The sequence below is a fragment of the Bradyrhizobium sp. USDA 4501 genome, assembly GCF_054062115.1.
On record NZ_JBSSEX010000001.1, the window covers coordinates 5,176,629 to 5,196,979 of the forward strand.

The following is a 20,351-nucleotide window of genomic DNA, read 5'->3' on the forward strand; positions in this document are numbered from 1 at the left end:
GTAGGGGGCACGTCTTCGCTATCCGGGTGAGTCCGGTACTCCGAATGCGTCTCTGCGACGGTTAACGGCCGCTCAGGAGGCGTGGTTCGCAAGCACAAACTTTATTCGTTCAGCCTCTTCCTTCGACAGTTTCTCGGCCCAGGTGCCGTTCCTTAAAAGAGCCGGCCCCTTGCGTTCTCGATCGTAAACCATCCAGCCGACGGTGCCCTGACGAACGATGAACCTTTGTGCAGCCAATTCCAAGACGGCCTCCAATTGCACCTAGAAAAGAAGCTTCGGCACGGGCTAAAAAGCTCCTCGGCTGAGGCGCCGGGCTGCGGTGAGCCAGAAGCCAAACCAAGACTCGATCATGATGTGTGCAAAGATGTAGAGCAGCATCACGCACCAAAAGTTCGTTCGGGCTTTGAGGTGCACAAACACGCTTGAGGAAACGGCAGTTGCCACCCCCCAGCCCCTAAGAAACTCTCACGTTCTAAAATAGCAATCAAACTACTGCCGCAATCAACGGCTGTCTATCGTAAAGAGAGCAACTTCACTCCGTAACTTTCCGGGGAAGGGCCGGTCGCTCGGGCAGTGATGCACCAAAGCAGATGAGGCCAACAATTAGCAGCGCGCCAGCGCATGCCTCTAAGACATTTGATCTATGCCGACGTGTGTACAAGGCGAGAGCTGATCCCAAAATCGTACTGAGGATACCTAGTTCGCCTATCATTTTCGATCCAAATTGCTGAACCTGATAAGTGGCTTTATCGGTGTGACTCTGGTACCCCAACGTAGTGGGGACGCTGTGGCACAATGCCCAAGGTCGGTTCTCGCGATCTCCAGCGCGCACCTTTCGACGTGCGCTCACGCGCTTTAACCCCCGTTGAAGATGGCAATGATATCCTCTTTTGAAAACCGGCCCGCGCTGAGCTTTGTGCGCATCGGCAAATAAGCCTTCAGCATCTTCCGATATCGCGGTAGGGATGTCTGCGTATGCGAGTTGTTCGAGGCGCCCGGAACATCCTTGAAGCGATGCAGATCCTGGACGAGGTAATTCGCAACTCCGTAATGAGGGTCATGATTGCTGTCAAAGCCCGGGAAGATGTCGAGCCCATGCGCGGTGTACCCAAGATCGTCACGCACCTGCTTTCGCTCTGATTGGTCCAACCGCTGAAACTGGTACATGGTCGAGCTGAACATTTCCAGGATCTCAACCGTTTCCGTGACGACTGGATTGGGCTTCTCTGATCGCTCAAAAGGAATGCCACTGAATTGCCAATCGAAGCCCCATAGTTGATCGGCATAGATTGTGTGCGCGACAAAGTCTGGATCAACTTCAGGTTTGCCTTGCAGGCGTTTCGAGATATCCGCGAGCATTAGGGCGATTAGCTTTTCACCATCGGTCATCTTCACGGAAACAGGTCTCCGCGCCGGAATGATCGCGGAGACTACCGAAGCCTGTTTGCGCCAAAAGCGCCCAAGAATGGTGGTTGCAACCACCCTGTCACTTTAGACAGTACGTCCTGACCTGAGATAGGCGCATGATCGCCGCTAACGGACAAGGGCCATTGCTATGCGGCGCTATTATTTCCCGATCATTCACAACGGGCATCTACACCCAGACGAGGAGGGTGAAATGTTCGGCTCGGCAGATCTCGCGGAGCAATACGGTGCCCGTGTTGCTCGAGATATCGGAAGCGATCCCGAGTACGATCACGCCAGCGGCACGGTCGTAAGGGTGGTTGATGGCGAAGGCGCGAACATCGCGCGGTATGGGGTTTGTGGGGTGTAGGCACATCACCAAAGCTTAGCGATATTCCTTGGTAACGCTGCGGGAGTTACCGTCCTTGTCTTGATGGGTATCGGTGAAGATGACGGCAGACGGGCCTCCTGAGGGGAGATCCGGATTGACGCGCCCGCAACCAGTGTGCCAGTGCAGAGGTAGCTATCGTATTCCCGCCCAGGCTTGCCGACGCCAGTAATAGGTGGCTTCTGCCCGTACACCTTCACTAAATGGCCGGCGACACCGATATTGAAACGGTGAATTTCCCTGCCGCCCGCTCCATAAGCTATTGCGAGCGTTTCGCCAGAGCCCGCCCCCTCGATGACAAAGGTCTTGTCGGTCATCGGCCTGATTTTGGCGATTGTTTCGCCGGCAGCTACTTTGATTTCACTGATAGACTGGTCGAACGATACAACCTTGGTCTGCCCCGGGGCGAGTTCTATCGTGTCGTCGGAGGTAACCTCAACTGGCGGCTGAGCAAGCGCGGCTTCGCACAGCAGCATGAATACTGAAAGCAAAGCAAATCGTTTCATTGAAAGCCACTCCCTGAAATGTGGAGAGGGTATGCCGCAACCAGTGATCGAGCGAGACGGTTGTATTCCCGTAGTTTCCCGACCTTGGGGCGATCCCGCAGACCTCCCTGTTGATCGCGGGTGGCGCGGGAGGGGGTATTGGCTTCAGGGGTCGGCCGTGAAGAATGCGGATTGACCTGAGAAATGAGCAGAATTGGTCCTGATGTGGTATTCGATTTGCAGGAAGGCGGGGTGTTGGACCTCGCTTTCTTGCGTTTCGGGATTTTGCTTTTGGGCGATTCGTGATTCCCTGACGGCGTCGTCGACATTGGGGAATGCGATGAGCAAGCCGCGGGATGATCGCCAGAAAGACCTGTTGCTTCCTGCGCTCGATCAGATCATCGACATGGTCATCCGCTGGTGCGGTTGGAAGCGCTGATCGACTGGAACATCCTGAATGAGCGCTTCAGTTCGGTGTCCCAAGCAGGGTCGGGACAGCCGGGCTTGCCGAGGCGGCTAGTGGCGAGCCTGTTCATTGTGAAGCACATGCACAACCTGTCAGATGAGGTGCTGTGCGCTCGCTGGATCGAGAACCCCTCACATGGGGAATTGGGTGTCAAGACAAGATGCACCTTTTTGTTTGACTGGAGCCACCTTTTCGTCCCGACCACATGCGCTCTTGGATGGCGCGCGCAGATCAAGTCAAGGCCGGCCCGAAGGGACGCCGCGAAGCGGCTCGGCCTTGACTTGATCGAGCACGCCATCAAGCTTTTATGGTTGGGTGTAAGCGGACTGCTTCTCTCCTCGCGAAGCGCAAAGTCAAATCGATCGGTTTCCAAGTTCCAAGGCCCGACTGCATGACGCGGCTCGACTGCCGAGCCTGGTCCACCTCACATTCGGTCGCCGCTCATGACGGCCGCACCAATATCCCGCTTGCGGCGGGCAGGGCTCAGGATGACGAGACCATTCTATTAAATCGGCATTTCGCCATGGGGTTCTTCGGCTCGTCGACCTGGGCCACCAGGGTTTGACTGAACCCTGGTGGCTTTAGCGATAGCTTGAGCGGATTAGGCGCTCTTCATGATTGCTCCCTCGATGAGGACGCCGGATGTCGCGTACTTCCAGAGCGCGACAAGCAACTTGCGCGCCAGTGCCACGATGGTCGATTTCTTCAGCCGACCGCTATTGCGCTGGACGCGTTCATTGAACCAGTGGGTCAGCACTGATTTGGGTTGATGCCGCAGCCACAGCCATGCCATCTGGATCAACGTCGCTCGCAATCTCGGATTGCCTGCTTTCGAGACGCCTTGCTCTCGATCGATGGACCCGCTCTGCCAGGGCGTCGGCGCCAGCCCAGCATAAGCGGCAACCTGGCGACGGTTGTCAAAATGTCGGAACAGTCCCTCCGACCATAGGATGGCGGCACACTCGGTGCCGATCCCCTTTAACTGAAGCAGCATCGTGACTGGCGAAGGTGTTGCCGCGGCGGCTTGTACTGCGATGAGCGTGTCGCGTTCGGCCTCGACCGCCTTGATCTGTTCGAGCAGAAGTTCAAGTCGATCCAACTCACGGCGTATCTGGGCTTGCATATGTGCAGGTAGCGCACGGCCATCACCGGTTCGCAGTTCAGCAAGCCGCTCTCGCCGATCCTGGCGTAGCGGCCCGTAATTCGTAATCCCTTGTGCGAACAAGAGGCCCTTGATGCGATTGACATGAGCGACGCGCTCAACGATCAGCGCCTTCCGCTCGCGGCAAATCCGCCGCCGATCCTCTTCCTCTGGAGACGGAGGGCGCGCCATGGCACACACGCGCGGCTCGCCCCGTTTATAAGCCATCAGCGTTCGCAGCAATGCCTCACCGTCAATCCGATCCGTCTTAGCTCGCCTACTTCGGCGTGGCGCCGCAATTGAGGCTGGGTCCACGACGTGGCTTTCGATTCCTTCCTTCTCAAGGACCCGATGAATCCAGAAGCCGTCAAGACCGGCCTCCTGAATGGTGATCATCGGACAGGTGTGCCCGGTCTTGATACGGCTTTTCTCGCTAAGCTTCGAAAATAGCGCGAACAGTCCGGGTACGTCCCCGGCAAGGACAGAATGCTTCGACATCTTCTCACTGCTCCCCGGCGACAACGATGTGATCAACCAGGTTGAGCGACTGAGTTCCAATGACACAAAAATCGCACCAAGATTGGTGCGTATAACGGTCGGCTGTGAGGATTGTGCGGCTGTATGCATGGTCACCTTCCGGTTCCGGATGATTACTTGGGCAACAACATTCTGCAAAAATGCCGGCTGCCATCCACCCATGGGATCTATTACCGTGTGCCACGAACACCGGCGGCGACGCCGGTGATGCTGTGTTGAAGATGGGAGTTTGGCCTCCCGGAGCCGGCCTGCAGGGGCGGGCTTCAAACCACCTCATGCTGCCGCGTTCAAAAGGCGCGGTGGTGAGCGATGAGGAAAAAGGCGGTGAATGAAACCGTCAGGTAAGTGACAAGAAGATGAGTGCAAGCGAACCGCCGATGACGTATCGAAATGGGTTCAAGACGCTGTCAAAACGGGCGTGGGGTAGTAGCGCTCGGAGGAGTGTGGGCGGAGCCTGTTTACGGCCCACGCGGCAGCCGGTGCATAGGCGGCATGATCTCGTCACAGGCTTCAACACGGAACGTGGGAACCTGACGCAATGGGGCGGAGCAACCCGTAATAGTGACGAAGCGGCTGTAATGGCCGTGGAGCAAAGGGGTTGCGTTATCCTGCCGGCGTCACTGAGCCAACCGGGAATACCGGGAGGAGCACGGTGAACTTCGGCAAACCATTGCCCATCACCAAGCGGATGGTGTGGGAGGCTTATAAGCTTGTGAAGAAGAAGGGAAAGGCGGCGGGCGTCGATGGCCAGAGTCTAGAGGACTTTGCCGGCGATCTTGAGAACCACCTCTACCGGCTGTGGAATCGGTTGGCGTCAGGAAGTTACTTCCCGCCACCAGTGCGGCGGGTCGAGATTCCTAAGACCGGCGGTGGGGTTCGTCCTCTTGGCATACCGACGGTCGCGGACCGTATCGCCCAGATGGTGGTCAAACGGTGTCTGGAGCCGGAGTTGGATGGAGAGTTTGATCCGGACTCCTACGGCTACAGGCCCGGAAAGTCGGCCCATCAGGCCATAGAGCAGGTGCGTAAGCGGTGCTGGCAGCACGACTGGGTCGTAGATCTCGACATCAAGAGCTTTTTGGACGTGGCTTCATAATACCCCCGGGTTCATGCAGGTTGGTCAAAAAGGCTGGATTGCGGGGCTAAGACCTTGATGCGGAGTCCTTTTTGCTTCCCGCGTACAACGTGCACGGCTTCGAGTTCGCCGCGCTTGACTCGCTGCAAGACGGTTTGGCGCGACACCCCGAGCGCCCGCATCGCCTCGCGCATCGGCAGAAAGTCGTCGGCCGTTTCGCCGTTGAAGTGCGCCTTGAGTTCATCGGTCAGCCGAATGCGCCAGGGAGCGCCTTAGCGCACGGTCTTTGGCCCCATCGGCGCATCGTGGACAAGGGTGCGCTTACGCCACTTGGCGACCGTCTTTTGGTTGAGCCCGTGCTGGGCGGCTAGCTCTTTGAGCGGAGCCTTCGATCGCTGTATTGCCGCTCGGATCGCGTGCGTGGTCGTGGCGCTGCCATGGAGCATCTGGCCCATAGGTCCTCCCGGAATGAAGGACCAGTTTGGCTGATTCCCCCACACTCCGGGACCAGACATGCTCGCGGCCGGCATCGCTCTCGCGATCGTTGCCATCGTCTCCAGCGTCGGCGGAACGCTCGGCAAAGCCTTCCAAAACATCGCTGCGTACCTGGGCTGAGGGCACCCCATGCAGAGCAATGAGATCATTCGGGTGACAGCAGCTGAGTTCATTGAGGCGGTTCGCGCCCGCCTCGTTCAGTACATCGAAAAGCACATAGGAGCGTCAATAGATGGCCGGTTCATTGGTGAATACGAGGCGACGATATCCGGGGCTCCTATCCGTGTCGTTTCGGCTTGAGGAGGGCAGGGACATGTCCATCACGCCAGAGCGCCAAGCGCTACTTGCTGAGGTCTGGACGGTTCTCACGGCGGCTCGCGATCTCGGCGATATCGTTACGCAGTTGGTTGCGCGCCGGATTGTGGACGCTCACTTGAACAACCGTCAGCCCCTTGAATCGGATATCGAAGTGACCACGACGTACTTCCGCTGAGCACATCAAGTCATTGAAGTTTGACGGGGCCGGCCACTGCGCCGGCCTCTCGTTTTTGGTCGAATCACTCCGAACTGATAGAGTGGACAATCCGAACGATCGAGGTGCGAAGCATGATTGCCATGAGAGTTTTCGAGCGCAACGGGCACCGATGCCTAGAGAAGGTCCGACAAACCGGCCCACAAAGCTTCGAGCTTATGGGGGACACTGCCGAGCCATACGGCGGACCTTACGTGCGAGGTCTGACTTTATGGGACCTTCTGATATGGGCCACTGCTCTTTCCGACCAAGTGACATTGATCCCGGCGGCTGCCCGCTAATTTGTGCCGCGCGGTCGGATAGGTCGCCACGTGCGCGACATCAGCGGATCGTTGCGATCATCGTATATGGGCACAAGCTCGCCAGCCTTCAGCCCAAGGCCCTTCAAATCGGCTTCGCTGAGTTCGGAATTCACGATCGTTGCGTCACCGGCGCTGGCAGCCAATGAGGCTTTCACGGCTTCCGCCTGATCAGCCATAGCGACGGCATAAGTTACATATCGAACCTTGCCGTCTTTGACGACGCCGACCGAAACCATCCATCCTGCTGCCATCTCAGTTCTGATCTATCAAAGAGAGCTTCCGTTTTCGAGGCGGCGGCCTAAGTGACGGCCTAGTGGCTTGAAGCTTCTCAACCGCGGCAAGTACGGCGCTCTTTGTGATCTTTCCCCGAGAGTACTGTTTGACTGCCACTATGGCGTTCTTCAAAGCCTCTTCCCGTGTCATGCCATGATCTCCACAGTGCTTCGCCGTGAGACCCACGGCACGACAGAAGAGAAGCGCGGGTGTTTGGCGGAACTGCCCGCGCTAGCAGGCTTGACGGCTCGCAGGGGGGCGCGAATGCATAAGTAGCCAAGCCCGTGTACGTCTCTGAGCAACTCGCGTGCCAGACGATCATGATGCCACGCGCTCGGCTGATCATCGCGCCGTGCGCACGGACGGCGGGGGCCGCCGCCGACCGTGCGAGTTGCGATGCGAGGCTTGGCCTTCACGAGGTCAGTCAGTAAGAGACCAAGCCATGCATGGCTCAGCAACCCGCGTGCCAAAAGATCAGAAAGAGGAGGGGAAGCAAATTGCGCGCTATCACAGCACGCCAGCTAACTACTCGTGCGGCTTCCGAACGCGCATGTCGTCAACCTGACCCGGTTGAACGGGATCGGACGTGTACGGCTAATGACGCCGCCGTACGCGGCTGAAAGCGAGGTCCCGCCGCGCGCCAGTCATTTCGGGAACCTCTTTCCTTTCCTCCGCGCCGCAGGTTGGGCTAGGATCGCAATCTCACGAGGGCGGACGGGTGACGAGGGAAATGCTGATCAGCGTTGAAGGGCGGCCGGCGATGCTGTCACGGCTCAAACGCATCGAGGAATGGCGCTGGACGCGTCTCCAGCGGTTGCTCGCTGATCCTGCCCGAGACGATGAGAGAGCAATTCGGGCCGCACGCCACTTTCGCGAAGTTGGGGCGCGTCGCGTGGCCGTTGAGCGCGGGGTCATCTAAGCCCTCATCGTGGCGCGCGTCCCGGATCGTCAACCCGAGCCTTTCGGTTTACGTGTCGGGCCTGGGTAACGCGCCGAGCCTTTAAGTGCATTTCGCTGCGCCCGGGCAAAGGTTCGGTCCAATAGCGGTCTCGCCGCGTCTCCGAAAAGAGCAATCGCCCGCTTCCGGAACGTCTTGAATGCTGTAAACGGTTCTTCCTTTTTGAGGCAGTCCGAGGCCAGTTTTTGAAGTCCCCGTTCGAGGTCATCCGTTTTGGCTCGAGAAAACGGCCGCAAAGGCTCGACCGGCGCCGCCATCACGGCTGCCGTCGAATTCACTGTCAATTGGCAGGAGCGGTAGGAATCGAACCCACGTAACCGGTGTTGGAAGCCGGTGCCTTACCACTAGACGATACTCCCGTATTTGGTCCCGGGGGCCAGATTCGAACTGGCGATCACCGGTCCACAGCCGATCGCTTTGGGCCTCTAAGCTACCGCAGGGGAAAATGGAAACTGCAATCGAGCCAGCCGCATCAACTTACGACCGCTACAAGGCTGCCCGTCTTTCCGGGCTGTTCTCAGCGCCGGCGAGCCGTTCGATTGGCGTCTCGACCACTCGCGGATATCGCCTCGAGGAGCGGCTGAGAACGGAGTTGCCTCCGGATCAGTATGACGCGCTGATCTCGCCCGCCTCCAGACGGCACCGGAAGGACCCGACCTGTTGCTAAGTGCAAGAAGTTCGAAGCTGACGCGAAGTGGGGAGAGGCACACTGCGAGAGGAAAAGGCGGCAGTTCTGACTCAGCCGATGTCCGCTTGTTATCGAAGAGCGGCACAGCGACGGATGTTGCGCGAGGTCGCAGATGGGCCAGAGGACTAAACCGCTCGCGCGGTAGGACGCCGCGGCTGGCGGCACGGCCAAGACGATAGCGCAACGGGGCGTCCTGTCTTGAGATCGAGGGGTTCGACAACCTCACTCAAGACAGGAGCATCCCCATGACCGACGAGGCAATGAGCCCGTTGCGCCGGCGCATGATCGAAGACATGACGATCCGCAAGTTGGCCCCGAAGACCCAACATGACTACGTGCAAAGGGTCAAGAACTTCGCCGCATTTCTCGGGCGATCACCGGATACGGCGACCTTCGAGGACGTGCGCCGCTAAAGCTACATCTGACGGCAAGCGGCGTTGGCGCGCCGACCATCAACCAGACCGTCTCGACGCTGCGGTTCTTCTTTCGGGTCACACTCAAGCGCCACGAGATCGTCGAGCATACCCATGTCATTCACGAGCCGCGCAAGCTGCCGGTGGTACTGAGCGTGGAGGAAGTGGCACGGCTGCTCGATGCCGCACCGGGGCTCAAATACAAGGCGGCGCTGAGCGCGGCCTACGGTGCCGGGCTGCGTGCCAACGAGGTCGTCTCGCTCAAGGTCTCCGATATCGACAGCAAGCGGATGATCATCCGCGCCGAGCAGGGCAAGGGCGGCAAGGACCGCAATGTCATGCTGTCGCCCAGCCTGCTCGCGCTGCTACGGGCCTGGTGGAAGATGGCTCGGCCGCAAGGCTGGCTGTTCCCTGGCCGTGACCCGGCCCAGCCAATTACCACACGCTAGCTCAACCGTGCCTGCCACGCCGCTGCCCAGATGGCGGAGATCAACAAGCGCGTCTCGCTGCACACCTTGCGGCACAGCTTCGCCACCCACCTGCTTGAGCAGAACATCGACGTCCGCGTCATCCAGGTGCTGCTCGGCCACGCCAAGCTCGACACCACCGCGCTCTATACCCGCGTCGCCACCAAGACGATCAGCGAGGTCATGAGCCCGCTGGAGCATATCACGCTGAAGCTCAAGGAGGGCAACGCCGTCAGGCTTCATGATTCCGGGACTGCGGCCCGGACCTATCGAGCTATATGGCGCGCGCTTCCAGCCCGCGCCCACCCGGTCGCAGCCGCCGATTGAAAGCCCATTCACGCAATCGGCAGGGGTCTGGATTCGGGCGTTGCCAGAGGTCCAGTCGGATTCGCCGCTGTTGCCAACGGCAATCGCCGGCAACGTCAGTCCATCCGAAAACAGCTGATCGAGAACGGCGGTCCAGGCGTGGACGTCGTTGTCTTCAATCGGAAGATCGGGGCCCAGGCTGAGATTGATAAAATCGTATTTGGGTCTGGACTCCAGGACTTCCTGAATGCGTTCGAGCACGCTGTACAGTTCGCCCTGATCGTCTTTCAGGGTATCGGCATCGAGCACTCTATAGTGATCGACGCTCGCGTAGGGGCGTTCCGCGGTAACGCCGTCCTGCAATGGCCCGAACAACAGGGCGGACGTAACAGCAGTCCCGTGGTTTTGAAATTCGGGCACCGCGTCGCCAATATTTTTCGTTTTTTTCCGGTTAACCCAGGTGTCAAGATTGGCGTCCTTCCTCACGCCGCCGTCGAACACGGCAACGCGCAGATCGCGGTCAATCGGACCATCGGTAGGCAACTGGCAGGCGAACGGCGCGAAGCCGGGGGTAGCCCGCGTTACGGGCCGAAATTGCCGCAAACGCGGCATCTCCCTTGCCAAACGCAGAAACGAATATTTCACCACCTCCGCCGCGACTTCGCGCGGCACTCGCAAGGGAAGGAAGCAAAGGCCCTCGGCGAAGAAGCGCCGCTTATCCAGATCGAGCTGTATGCCGAGCGTATCGAGATAAGCCTCAAATCCGTCCAGAATATACGCATCCTGTCTGATCGGCTGCGCATGCAGCACGACTTCAAGCAACGGCTCCTTCTCGCGTGACCGCAAGGGCTTAAGCTTTTCCTCGGGCGGCTGGGCGCGGAAGTCTTCAATTTTGATGAGATCACCGGCGCCAGCGTCGGCCTCGCTTAGATGCTCGATCCTTTGAGCGAGAGCGCGGAAGTGCGGCCTGGAACCCGCCACGAAAAGCTCCGAGGTGACGGCCGCCTCCGGCGGCTTTTTCTTTGTCCATTTTTCCGGCGAGACCTCGCGGGCGCGGCTACCGATGGTCTCCAGTCCATATGCCTCAAGCAGCTTCGCGGGATAATATGACTTGGCCAGATATGTCGGGTGCAGCGTTACAAGCGCGACCGCCTGATCCTGCGGGCAGACTTCGTCCGGAAGATCATCCAGTTCGCTGGCCGTCTCGGATATTTTTGGCGCGAGACGCCTGCGGGCCTCGGTAAAGCTGTATGGGTGCTTCTTCGGCGCGCCTGCAATGGGCGCCGCCATGTCCGAGGCGAGCCGTTCGCCATATCCGATCAGAAGATTCCCGCGCTCGGCCATGATCTATTCCTCGTCCTGCTCCGGGGCGCCGCCGGGTCTGGTTTTCTTCCGGATGGTGTCGCGGCTTACGCCCGTTAACTCGTGGACTTGGCGCTGCGAAATACCTGCCTCTATCAGCCAAAGGGCTATTTGCCCGCGGTCCTTGCGCGGCAATGGTTCGACCCGGTTTTGGACGACCTGCTCCAGGGCGTCTTCCAGCGGGACATCGCGCGTAACGGCAGCCCGCCGTGCAAGCATGACTTCCCGTTCGATGTCACTGAATGAGAGTCCGCGTAGCATGACCGCCAAGACTCCTTTCCAGGATCCCTGCGCTTTACTGGGCCCGAGGAATGTATCGACGGCCTGGCGGACCGCACCCTCGGTCGGCATGGGGAATTCAATGCGCATTTCGAAGCGCCGCCAGACTGCAGGGTCTAGCAGATCGGCATGGTTCGTCGCGGCGATGAGCAGGCCGGTAGCCGGCCAATCGTCAATTTCCTGCAGCAAAACAGTCACAAGCCGCTTCAGCTCGCCAACGTCGGTCGAGTCGTCACGCCGCTTCGCTATCGAATCGAGCTCGTCGAGTAAAAGTACGCCGTTGACGCTTTTTGCGTAATCCAGAACGTGACGGACATTGGCGCCGGTCCGGCCCAAAAAACTGCTCATGACAGCAGAGAGATCGAGGGTGAGGAGAGGCCGATGCAGCTCGCGGGCCACCCATCGCGCCGCAAGCGTTTTCCCGACGCCGGGGGGGCCCGTAAAGATGATCGAGCGCGTCGGCGAGAGGCCCTGCTTGGACAGCTCATCGCTACGCTGACGTTCAGAAATGATCTGATTGAGCGAGCGCTCGACTCCGGGTTCCCAGATCGGTTCGACGTCGAGGGCAGGCGTCTCTTCGATTCGAAGCAATTGAAGGCGAGATTCGAGGTCAACCGGCACTGGCGCGGTGGCCTCGCGCCGGAGAGGCGACTGGCGGGTGGGCGCTTCCTGCAAAAGGCCGGTCAATTGATCTGCTATGGTCGGCAGCTCCTCCTGATACCGCCGGGCCAGTCGACGAATATACGTCTGCACATCCTGAGGCCTCCCGCTGAGCGCGAGCCGTGCGATTTGGACTATTTCTTCTTCTATTGCGTTCTTGTCGGCCATATCGAAGCGGAACCCTATATTTATTCGTCAGAATCAAAATAGCATATGTGGACTAATTTTCAAGTGCATTGTAAGAACTAGTCCATCTGCGAGGCTTTGGCGTTACCCGCGTTTAGACAGGAATGCCGCGAATATTCGGCCAGCCGGTGCCGTTTTCAGGTCGCATCTCTCCGCCTGAGCCCGGAGAGACCGGGCTCTAGCTAGGCTTCGCCCCGAGCCTCCATTCTGAGTCTCGGCCCACCGGTGACGATCCCTTGCGCAAGGTCATGTGGGGTGAGCAGCACCGGTCGCGCCTTTCAAATCGAGGCAGGCTCAGGGAGGGCGCCGCCCTCCCTCCCTACGGCGCGTCTTCTGTTGGATCGGCGGGGCCGCGCCCGGCGCAGCTCCCTTCAGAACCAACCCGTTCGCAACCCGGCCAGCCGCGAAGCCACACCGACCCAGACCCGCCCGCTCTCGGCGAGGGCGAACCGGATGTATGCGCAGAAAGAAAGGGTTTCGTGATGCAGCGAACCTCCGCACCGCAAAGGACTTACGCCACCATACTGAGGATAAACAGCGGTTCTTCGTGTCGGTGGTTGCGTATGTTTCCCTCCCTGGGCACCAACCCGTCCACCGACACTTTGCCCGGCACATGCCTTCGGAGAGGCAGCGCTCGGGCTTGTGTAGACAATCAGAGCTTCTTCCGTTTTATGATTGACATCGGCGACTGCCACTCACAGTCAAGCCGCTTCTCCGGCGAGATCGTAGCGCAATGCGCGTGTTCTTTTTGGGCGCTTCCTGCCCAGTAATGCGCGCGCAAAGGCGTTCCATTTCTTCATGGCGGCCCGTTTCTCCGGCATATAATTCCAACGATCGTAGCTTTTCGAACTGACATCTTGGAGCGTGTGGTTCTGCAGCCGATCGCGAATTTCTTTGGATAGGCCAGCCTGTCCAGCCAGTGTCTTCCAAGTTCTGCGCAAATCCCTATTGGTCACGACGGGGATCACCTCGCGTTCGCGTTGCCGCCACATGAAGGAGTAGAGCGTGCCATGGCTGACGGGCTTGGTTGGATCTGTCGCAGAGGGGAAAAACCAGCCGTGCGAATTCGGCTTGATAGACTCAATCAACTCTGCCGCGATCTCAGGGACAGGAATAGCGTGCGGCTTACCGTTCTTGGTCTTGGACCAGTCAATGATCTGCTCCTTGGCGTCCCATTGGTTGACATGCAGACGAGCGATTTCCTCAACTCGCTGCCCGGTGAGCATAAGTATGCGCACTGCACGCGTGTAGGGCGGATGCACTGGCGCGTCAGGGCATTCGAGCCAACGGTAAAGACGCACGAATTCTTCTTGATCGAGCCAGCGCGTTCCGACTTTCTTGGGCTCAGTGGGGATGCCAGCAGCGGGATTGTATGCGAGCCGAAAACGCCGTTGCGCCGTGCTCCGGTAATCGTGCTCCGATTTTATGCCCCAGCTATATGCAGATCGAATGTAGCTTCGAACATGGTCCGCCATCGAGCGTTTGCCTCGGTCATAGATCGGTCGGATCAGATCCGTGATTTCCTCCGGCTCGATCTCCCTAGCCGGGCGATTTCGGCCAAGAGTATCCGCGATTTTGTTGAGGCCTTTCTCTGCTTCCTTCCAAGACGATTTTCCGGATGCTTTTAAGTACGCAACATACGCCTCGAAGAGATCGGCCACCGTGCCCGGGCGAGTGTCGCCGGCAATCTTGATGCTGCGGCCCTTCTGGATCATGTCGGCGAAGTCGCGCGTAAAAACATCCCGCGCCTTGCTGAGCGATAGGGAAGGATACGATCCGAGCTTCTTTTTGACGCGTTTCCCATCCCGCCACTGTTGAACCATCCAGTCAGCCGTGACACGGGTGGGCATGGGCTTCATGACTAGAACAAGACGACCGGTGCCGTGTCCCTCACCATCGACGAGGCTTCCCTGTTTGCCAGTCTGCTCCACTTCTTTAAGAGCGCGACGTATTTCTCCGTCAGTAAGGCTTGGCACTGGCTCTCCAATCGGGTCTCAAGTGGGGTCGCTAGGCGGATAGCAGGGGGCGGCGACTGGGGTCGCAACGGCAGCGGATCCCCCTAGAAACAGCCCCCAATATGCCACGCTATCCGGCGGCACGACAAGCCAGAAAATCCTATGATTTAAGGGGTCTGAGCGTGATCGAGCGTTATCAAGAACCATCGAGTGGGATGGTTGTGCACCAGGATCAGCGCGGTGGCGGACAATTCCAGCGCGCGCTTGATCACCTCGCGCGGATAGACCGGGGTGTGATCGACGGTGCCGGTCTGCTGCACCTCGTCGGCGATCAGCTGGTTGCGCTTATCGAGGAACAGGAGGCGGAACTGCTCCTTGTCGGCGAACGCCATGCCGGTGCGGCAATAGTCGATGACGTCGTTCCAGGACGACAGCGCGACGTTGCGCCTGATCTCGCCCTTGGCGATCCGGCCGGCGGCGGCGGCGAGCAGCTTGATCTGGTTGATCGAGGCATCCTTGACGCCCTCGACCTCGCGCAGCCGCGCCACCGGCGCATGCACCACCTCGGCGAACGAGCCGAACTTCTTCAACAGCGCCTTGGCCAACGGCTTGGTGTCGCGGCGCGGGATCGCGGCGAACAGCGCCATTTCCAGCAGCTCATAGTCGGTCAGCGCGTCGGGACCGGCCGCATAGAAGCGCTCGCGCAGCCGTTCGCGATGGCCGTGATAATGTGGCGTCTCGTCGGGCTGATCGGGGCTGTCACTGGCTTTGGCGGGCATCGGCTACAACCATGCCGTGCTCGCGGCGATTTGCAAGAGCCGATGCAACTGCCGGGTTTGCCACGATGCTTCGGGCGAATTACCGTCGGCGGCAACGGTTCGAGAGCAAGAGGGGGAGGGCGGCGTGACATCATTCAAGGTGATCCGCTCGCGCGCGGAGAAGCGCAAGGGCGGGCCGAAGGCGCTGGAGAAACTGCTGCGGCCGCCGGCGGGCGCCAAGGCGCTGGCAAAGCTCAGCGACGACCGCGTGCTGGCCGAGATGACCAGGCGCGTGTTCTGCGCGGGCTTTGCCTGGAGCGTGATCGACGCCAAATGGCCGGGCTTCGAGGAGGCGTTCCTCGGCTTTCAGCCCGCCAAGCTCGCCTTCAAGCCCGACGAATTCTGGGAGAAGCTCGTCAGCGACGCCAGGATCGTGCGCAACGGCGCCAAGATCATGTCGGTGCGCGACAACGGCCGCTTCGTGCAGGAGATCGCGCGCGAGCATGGCAGCTTCGGCAAATTCCTTAGCGCCTGGCCGTCATCGGATGAGGTTGGACTGCTGGAGCTATTGGCCAAGCGCGGCAGCCGGCTCGGCGGCAACACCGGACAGATGCTGCTGCGCTTCCTCGGTTGGGACGGCTTCGTCACCTCGCGCGACGTCGTCGCCTGCCTGCGCGATGCCGGCCTCGATATCGCCGAGGAGGTCAAGTCGAAGCGCGATCTCGCCAAGGTGCAGGCGCAGTTCAACGCCTGGGCGGAGGAGACCGGACTGTCCTATCTGCATCTGTCGCGGATCTGCGCGATGTCGATCGGAGAGAACCATACGCCCGAGGAGATCATCGAGCGCACGCGGAGCGATTATTGACGAGGACGGTTACAGCTGAACCCGATTAGACCTGGACCCACGGCTTCTCGCCATGGCGCTCGGACAGCGTGAAGATCTCGACGCCGTCAGCGGTGACGCCGACCGAGTGCTCGAACTGCGCCGACAGCGAACGGTCGCGGGTCACCGCCGTCCAGCCGTCGGACAGGATCTTCACATGCGGCTTGCCGAGATTGATCATCGGCTCGATGGTGAAGAACATGCCGGGCTTCAGCGGTGCGCCTTCGCCGGGGCGGCCGATATGGATGATGTTCGGCTCGTCGTGGAACAGGCGGCCGAGGCCGTGGCCGCAGAAGTCGCGCACCACGCTCATGCCCTGCGGTTCAACATAGCTCTGGATGGCATGGCCGATATCGCCGGTGGTGGCGCCCGGCTTCACCGCGGCGATGCCGCGCATCATCGCCTCATAGGTCACCTCGATCAGCCGCTCGGCCTTCCGCGCGATGGCGCCGATCGCATACATGCGGCTGGAGTCGCCGTACCAGCCGTCGACGATGAAGGTGACGTCGACATTGACGATGTCGCCTTCCTTCAGCGGCCGGTCGCCCGGCATGCCGTGGCAGACCACGTGATTGATCGAGGTGCAGGTCGAGTAGCGATAGCCGCGATACATCAGCGTCGCCGGATAGGCGCCGTGGTCGAAGGCGAACTTGCGAACGAACTCGTCGATGACCGAAGTCGGGATGCCCGGCTTGACGATGTCGGTGAGCGCATCGAGGCATTTCGACACCAGGGCGCCCGCCTTGCGCATGCCGGCAAAGCCGCTCGGTCCGTGCAGCTTGATCTGACCGGTCTTGCGAAGCGAGGTGTCGGTGGCGTCGATATAGCTCATGGGCGGGCTGTTTCTGCGGGCAAGGGGCTGATTTCAGGCCCTAATTTAATGATCGGCGCGCCCGGCGCAAGCCAAGGTTGGGCATGGGGACATGCCCAAACGGCTTGATTTTCAGGCCATATCCGGAACAGCGACCACCGCTGCGGCGAAAAGACCGCGCTCAAGCGCTAATTGGACACCTCGACCACGCTCTCGACCGGCAGCGCGCCGCCGCGGATGCGGAGTTCCCGCACCGGGTAGGGCACCCTGATCCCCTCCTGCTTGAAGGCGTCCCACAGCGACAGCATGACGTCGCTCTTCACATTGTCCATGCCGTCGGGGTCGGCGATCCAGAAGGTCAGGGAGAATTTCATCCCGGCCTCGGCGAACTCGGTCAGGATGCAGTTCGGCGTCCGGCCCTTGGTGGCGCGCGGATGGGCCGCCGCGGTCGTGATCGCGAGCTTGCAGACCTGCCGCGGATTGGCGTCGTAGTTGGTGGAGAAGGCGATCTTCACCAGCGTGTTCTTGTCGGTATAGGTCCAGTTGGTGACCTTCTGCGTCACCAGGTCCTCGTTCGGGATCAGGAACTCGCGGCCGTCGCCGGCGGCGACCGAGATGTAGCGGGTCTTCATCGCGCTGATCCGGCCCGAATTGTCGCCGATCGTGACGAGGTCGCCGGGCTTCACCGATTTGTCGACCAACAGGATCAGGCCGCTGATGAAATTGGCGACGATCTTCTGCAGGCCGAGACCGATGCCGACGCCGGCCGCGCCGGTGAACACCGCAAGCGCCGAGAGGTTGATGCCGACCGCGCCGAGCGCGATCACGATCGCCGTCACCATCAATCCGATGCGGATGATCTTGACCAGCAGCACCTGGATCGACGGCGTCAGATCGGTGGCGCGGTTGATCCGGCTCTCGGCGAAATTGCCGGCGAGGTTGGTCAGCCACAGCGCCACGATCAGGAGCGCGCCGGCCTTGATCAGCAGCAGCGGCGAAAGGCGGAGGCCGCCGACCACGACCGCATATGCATCCAGCGTGTCGGCCGCCCAATCGAGCTGGCCGATGATGCTGAGGGCGGCGACCACCCATGCCGCGATCGAGACTGTTTTCACGATGAAGGCGTTGTCGATCACCGAGGTGACGAGGCGGATCACCAGCCAGGCGAGCGCCAGCTTGGCGGAGACCGCGATCAGATAGCTGCGGCTCGGCCAGGTCGCGTGCCACATCACGATGCGGGAGATGATCATCAGGACCGCGAACACGGCGGTGGAAGCGCTCTTCACCATCACGCGGGCGAAGTGCCGGAGCGGCAGCGGCCAGCGCATCGCCAGCGACGACATGTCGACCCGCGCATGAATGGCGGTGTCGGCGGCGTAGGCGAGGCCGGCGGCGGCGAGGATGATGCCGAATTGCAGATAGAACCAGGGCGAGGCGACCTCGGCGCCGACCGAGCGCGCCGCCATTTGGATCGATTCGAGGACGTCCTTCCAGTTCATGTCCATCGGCAAAATCTCAACTCGAAGCGCGGGTCAGCCAAATGTGATTCGAATGCCCCGCGAGAATCCCACAAAGGCGCACACGCGACCATCGATACAACACAGTGTCGGGGCGACCTAGGGCTGATGAGACCGGGCACATTGCCGCTTATGTCAGAAATCGGTTGGCGTCCCAGTGTGGCGACGATAAGGATGCAATTGCAAGTATTTGAGACCTCCGAAGGCGCATGGCATCCCTCGACTCCGTCAGTATAGCGATCCTGCTCGGTGCGGTGCTGGTGATGGCCGGCATCCTGTCGAGCCTGCTGGCCTTGCGGTTCGGCGCTCCCTTGCTGCTGGTGTTCTTGCTGGTCGGCATGCTGGCGGGCGATTCCGGCCCCGGCCGGCTGCAGTTCGACGACGTCCGCACCACCTATCTGGTCGGCTCGGTGGCGCTGGCGCTGATCCTGTTCGACGGCGGATTGAAGACGCGGTTTGCCAGCATCCGCACCGTGCTGGTGCCCTCGATGGTGCTGGCGACCGCCGGCGTGCTGTTGACCGCGCTGATCACAGCGCCGGTCGCCCGTTTCGTGCTCGACCTCAACTGGACCGAGTCATTGCTGGTCGGCGCCGTCGTGGCCTCGACCGACGCGGCTGCCGTGTTCCTGCTGGTGCACACCCAGGGTCTGCGGCTACGCCCACGCGTCGGCGCGACGCTGGAGGCGGAATCCGGCACCAACGATCCGTTCGCGATCTTCCTCACCTTGATGCTGGTCGAGTTCATCTCGATCGGCCAGAGCTCGGCCTCGCACATCGCGCTGGAGTTCATCCAGGAGGCGGTGTTCGGCGCCATCATCGGGGTGATCGGCGGCCGGCTGGTGGTTATCGCGCTGAACTATGTAGCGCTGCCGCAGGGCCTGCATGCGCCGTTCGTCACCACCGCGGCACTGGTGATCTTCGGCGGCTCGCAGATCGTGCATGCCTCGGGATTTCTCGCGGTGTATCTCGCCGGTATCATCATCGGCAACCGGCCGACCCGCGCGCATAATTCGGTGGTGACGTTCCTCGACGCCGCGACCTGGCTGGCGCAGATCGTGATGTTCGTGCTGCTCGGCCTCCTGGTCTCGCCGCATCGCCTGCTCTCCAGCGCCGGCGGCGCCGTGCTGGTGGCGTTCGCGCTGATGCTGGTGGCGCGGCCGTTGGCGGTGTTGATCTGCCTCGCACCGTTCAAGTTCAACTGGCGGGAGAAGGTCTTCATCGCCTGGACCGGCCTGCGCGGCGCGGTCGCGATCTTCCTCGCCTCGATCCCGATGCTGGTCGGCCTGTCGAAGGCCTATCTCTATTTCGACGTCGCCTTCGTCGTCGTCATCATCTCGCTGCTGTTGCAGGGCTGGACACTGGCGCCGGCGGCACGGCGGCTGCACGTCGCGCTGCCGCGCGCCGAACGCGGCCCGCGCCGCGTCGAGCTCGATTTGCCCGGCCAGCTCGAGCAGCAGCTGGTCGGCTATCCGGTGCGGCCGAAGAGCCTGTACTTCCGCCGCGGGCTGATCCCGTCCTGGTCGAAGCCGACGCTGGTGATCCGCGACGAGCGGATCCTGACGCCGACCGAGGCCGATCCGGTCGCGCCCGGCGACTACATCTACCTGCTGGCGCCGCCGGAGCGCGCCGAGGCGCTCGACCGCTTCTTCGTCGACATGGCGCCGTCGAGCGCGCCCGATCCGCATCTGCTCGGCGACTTCATGGTGTCGGCGGAGCATACGCTCGGCGAACTCGCCGAGATCTACGGCGTCAAGGTCGACGAGCACCAGGCCAAGCTGACGCTCGCCGACTATTTCGACGTCAATCTCGACCGCGCGCCGAAGGAAGGGGCCGAACTGGCGCTCGACGAGATCGTGCTGGTGGCGCGCAGCATCAGCGGTGGCCGCGTTAACGTCGTCGGCCTGCGCCTGCCGGAGGAAGAGGAGAAGGTCGCGCCGCAAACGCGGATGCAGATCGTCAAGCGCAAGCTCGCCGATATCTGGGCGTCGGTGGCGGGGGTCTGAGGCGCGC

At 60.8% G+C, this 20,351-nt stretch carries 15 protein-coding genes, 1 tRNA gene and 5 pseudogenes; 8 read left to right on the plus strand and 13 right to left on the minus strand.

What is annotated here, in order from left to right; all coding sequences use genetic code 11:
* Positions 1 to 72: 72 nt before the first annotated feature.
* Both ACVWZM_RS23570 and ACVWZM_RS23575 read right to left on the minus strand, forming a co-directional pair.
* Entirely contained in the window at positions 73 to 243 is a 171-nt protein-coding gene (locus ACVWZM_RS23570) for a hypothetical protein (protein WP_456855084.1), read from the minus strand.
* Positions 244 to 855: 612 nt separating this feature from the next.
* Positions 856 to 1,389: a YfbU family protein gene (locus ACVWZM_RS23575; protein WP_456856759.1), complete on the minus strand. Its 534-nt coding sequence runs from the start codon at positions 1,387 to 1,389 to the stop codon at positions 856 to 858.
* Between the two features lie 166 nt (positions 1,390 to 1,555).
* Here ACVWZM_RS23575 and ACVWZM_RS23580 point away from each other — a divergent pair, with 166 nt between their 5' ends.
* Complete coding sequence (locus ACVWZM_RS23580; protein WP_456816479.1) at positions 1,556 to 1,774, plus strand: DUF6894 family protein; 219 nt, start codon at positions 1,556 to 1,558, stop codon at positions 1,772 to 1,774.
* Between the two features lie 5 nt (positions 1,775 to 1,779).
* Here the strand turns inward: ACVWZM_RS23580 and ACVWZM_RS23585 are convergent, their stop codons facing one another.
* The gene (locus tag ACVWZM_RS23585) at positions 1,780 to 2,298 is read right to left on the minus strand and encodes a pilus assembly protein N-terminal domain-containing protein (RefSeq protein ID WP_456855085.1); all 519 of its coding nucleotides are present in this window, start codon (positions 2,296 to 2,298) and stop codon (positions 1,780 to 1,782) included.
* Positions 2,299 to 2,617: 319 nt separating this feature from the next.
* Between ACVWZM_RS23585 and ACVWZM_RS23590 the strand changes: the two are divergent.
* Positions 2,618 to 2,874, plus strand: a pseudogene (locus ACVWZM_RS23590) (IS5/IS1182 family transposase); the annotation flags it as partial.
* A 260-nt stretch (positions 2,875 to 3,134) separates the two neighbouring features.
* On the plus strand, positions 3,135 to 3,308 hold the full coding sequence (locus ACVWZM_RS23595) for a hypothetical protein (protein ID WP_456855087.1): 174 nt from the start codon (positions 3,135 to 3,137) through the stop codon (positions 3,306 to 3,308).
* 36 nt (positions 3,309 to 3,344) lie between these two features.
* On the opposite strand, the gene ACVWZM_RS23600 is transcribed toward ACVWZM_RS23595, so the two are convergent.
* A complete protein-coding gene (locus ACVWZM_RS23600; protein ID WP_456856761.1) occupies positions 3,345 to 4,511 on the minus strand; it encodes an IS110 family RNA-guided transposase in 1,167 nt (388 codons plus the stop codon).
* Positions 4,512 to 5,109: 598 nt separating this feature from the next.
* Between ACVWZM_RS23600 and ACVWZM_RS23605 the strand changes: the two are divergent.
* Positions 5,110 to 5,505, plus strand: a pseudogene (locus ACVWZM_RS23605) (reverse transcriptase domain-containing protein); the annotation flags it as partial.
* Positions 5,506 to 5,771: 266 nt separating this feature from the next.
* Here the strand turns inward: ACVWZM_RS23605 and ACVWZM_RS23610 are convergent.
* Positions 5,772 to 5,951: pseudogene (locus ACVWZM_RS23610) on the minus strand (IS481 family transposase); the annotation flags it as partial.
* Between the two features lie 353 nt (positions 5,952 to 6,304).
* Here ACVWZM_RS23610 and ACVWZM_RS23615 point away from each other — a divergent pair.
* Complete coding sequence (locus ACVWZM_RS23615; protein ID WP_225649137.1) at positions 6,305 to 6,484, plus strand: hypothetical protein; 180 nt, start codon at positions 6,305 to 6,307, stop codon at positions 6,482 to 6,484.
* Between the two features lie 316 nt (positions 6,485 to 6,800).
* Here the strand turns inward: ACVWZM_RS23615 and ACVWZM_RS23620 are convergent, their stop codons facing one another.
* On the minus strand, positions 6,801 to 7,061 hold the full coding sequence (locus tag ACVWZM_RS23620; protein WP_225649136.1) for a hypothetical protein: 261 nt from the start codon (positions 7,059 to 7,061) through the stop codon (positions 6,801 to 6,803).
* Between the two features lie 1,359 nt (positions 7,062 to 8,420).
* Positions 8,421 to 8,497: transfer RNA gene (locus tag ACVWZM_RS23625), tRNA-His, on the minus strand.
* 492 nt (positions 8,498 to 8,989) lie between these two features.
* Here ACVWZM_RS23625 and ACVWZM_RS23630 point away from each other — a divergent pair.
* A pseudogene (locus ACVWZM_RS23630) lies at positions 8,990 to 9,846 on the plus strand (tyrosine-type recombinase/integrase); the annotation flags it as partial.
* A 69-nt stretch (positions 9,847 to 9,915) separates the two neighbouring features.
* Here the strand turns inward: ACVWZM_RS23630 and ACVWZM_RS23635 are convergent.
* The 4 genes and pseudogenes from ACVWZM_RS23635 to ACVWZM_RS23650 form a co-directional block, all read right to left on the minus strand.
* Positions 9,916 to 11,274 (minus strand): annotated as a pseudogene (locus tag ACVWZM_RS23635) (S8 family serine peptidase); the annotation flags it as partial.
* 3 nt (positions 11,275 to 11,277) lie between these two features.
* Positions 11,278 to 12,399 carry an AAA family ATPase gene (locus ACVWZM_RS23640; RefSeq protein WP_456855088.1) on the minus strand — a complete coding sequence of 374 codons (1,122 nt, stop codon included), beginning with the start codon at positions 12,397 to 12,399 and terminating at the stop codon, positions 11,278 to 11,280.
* A gap of 719 nt (positions 12,400 to 13,118) precedes the next feature.
* The gene (locus ACVWZM_RS23645; RefSeq protein WP_456855090.1) at positions 13,119 to 14,393 is read right to left on the minus strand and encodes a tyrosine-type recombinase/integrase; all 1,275 of its coding nucleotides are present in this window, start codon (positions 14,391 to 14,393) and stop codon (positions 13,119 to 13,121) included.
* A gap of 146 nt (positions 14,394 to 14,539) precedes the next feature.
* Positions 14,540 to 15,151, minus strand: coding sequence for a JAB domain-containing protein (locus ACVWZM_RS23650; RefSeq protein WP_456855091.1), 612 nt, complete (start codon positions 15,149 to 15,151; stop codon positions 14,540 to 14,542).
* A gap of 124 nt (positions 15,152 to 15,275) precedes the next feature.
* On the opposite strand from ACVWZM_RS23650, the gene ACVWZM_RS23655 reads away from it, so the two are divergent.
* The gene (locus ACVWZM_RS23655; protein ID WP_057019520.1) at positions 15,276 to 15,995 is read left to right on the plus strand and encodes a DNA-3-methyladenine glycosylase I; all 720 of its coding nucleotides are present in this window, start codon (positions 15,276 to 15,278) and stop codon (positions 15,993 to 15,995) included.
* Between the two features lie 25 nt (positions 15,996 to 16,020).
* On the opposite strand, the gene map is transcribed toward ACVWZM_RS23655, so the two are convergent.
* Together map and ACVWZM_RS23665 are read right to left on the minus strand one after the other, a co-directional pair.
* Positions 16,021 to 16,845 carry a type I methionyl aminopeptidase gene (gene map / locus ACVWZM_RS23660; RefSeq protein WP_016844429.1) on the minus strand — a complete coding sequence of 275 codons (825 nt, stop codon included), beginning with the start codon at positions 16,843 to 16,845 and terminating at the stop codon, positions 16,021 to 16,023.
* Positions 16,846 to 17,012: 167 nt separating this feature from the next.
* A complete protein-coding gene (locus tag ACVWZM_RS23665) occupies positions 17,013 to 18,329 on the minus strand; it encodes a mechanosensitive ion channel family protein (protein ID WP_057019519.1) in 1,317 nt (438 codons plus the stop codon).
* A gap of 221 nt (positions 18,330 to 18,550) precedes the next feature.
* On the opposite strand from ACVWZM_RS23665, the gene ACVWZM_RS23670 reads away from it, so the two are divergent.
* Positions 18,551 to 20,344, plus strand: coding sequence for a potassium/proton antiporter (locus tag ACVWZM_RS23670; protein ID WP_057019518.1), 1,794 nt, complete (start codon positions 18,551 to 18,553; stop codon positions 20,342 to 20,344).
* The last annotated feature ends 7 nt before the right edge of the window (positions 20,345 to 20,351 follow it).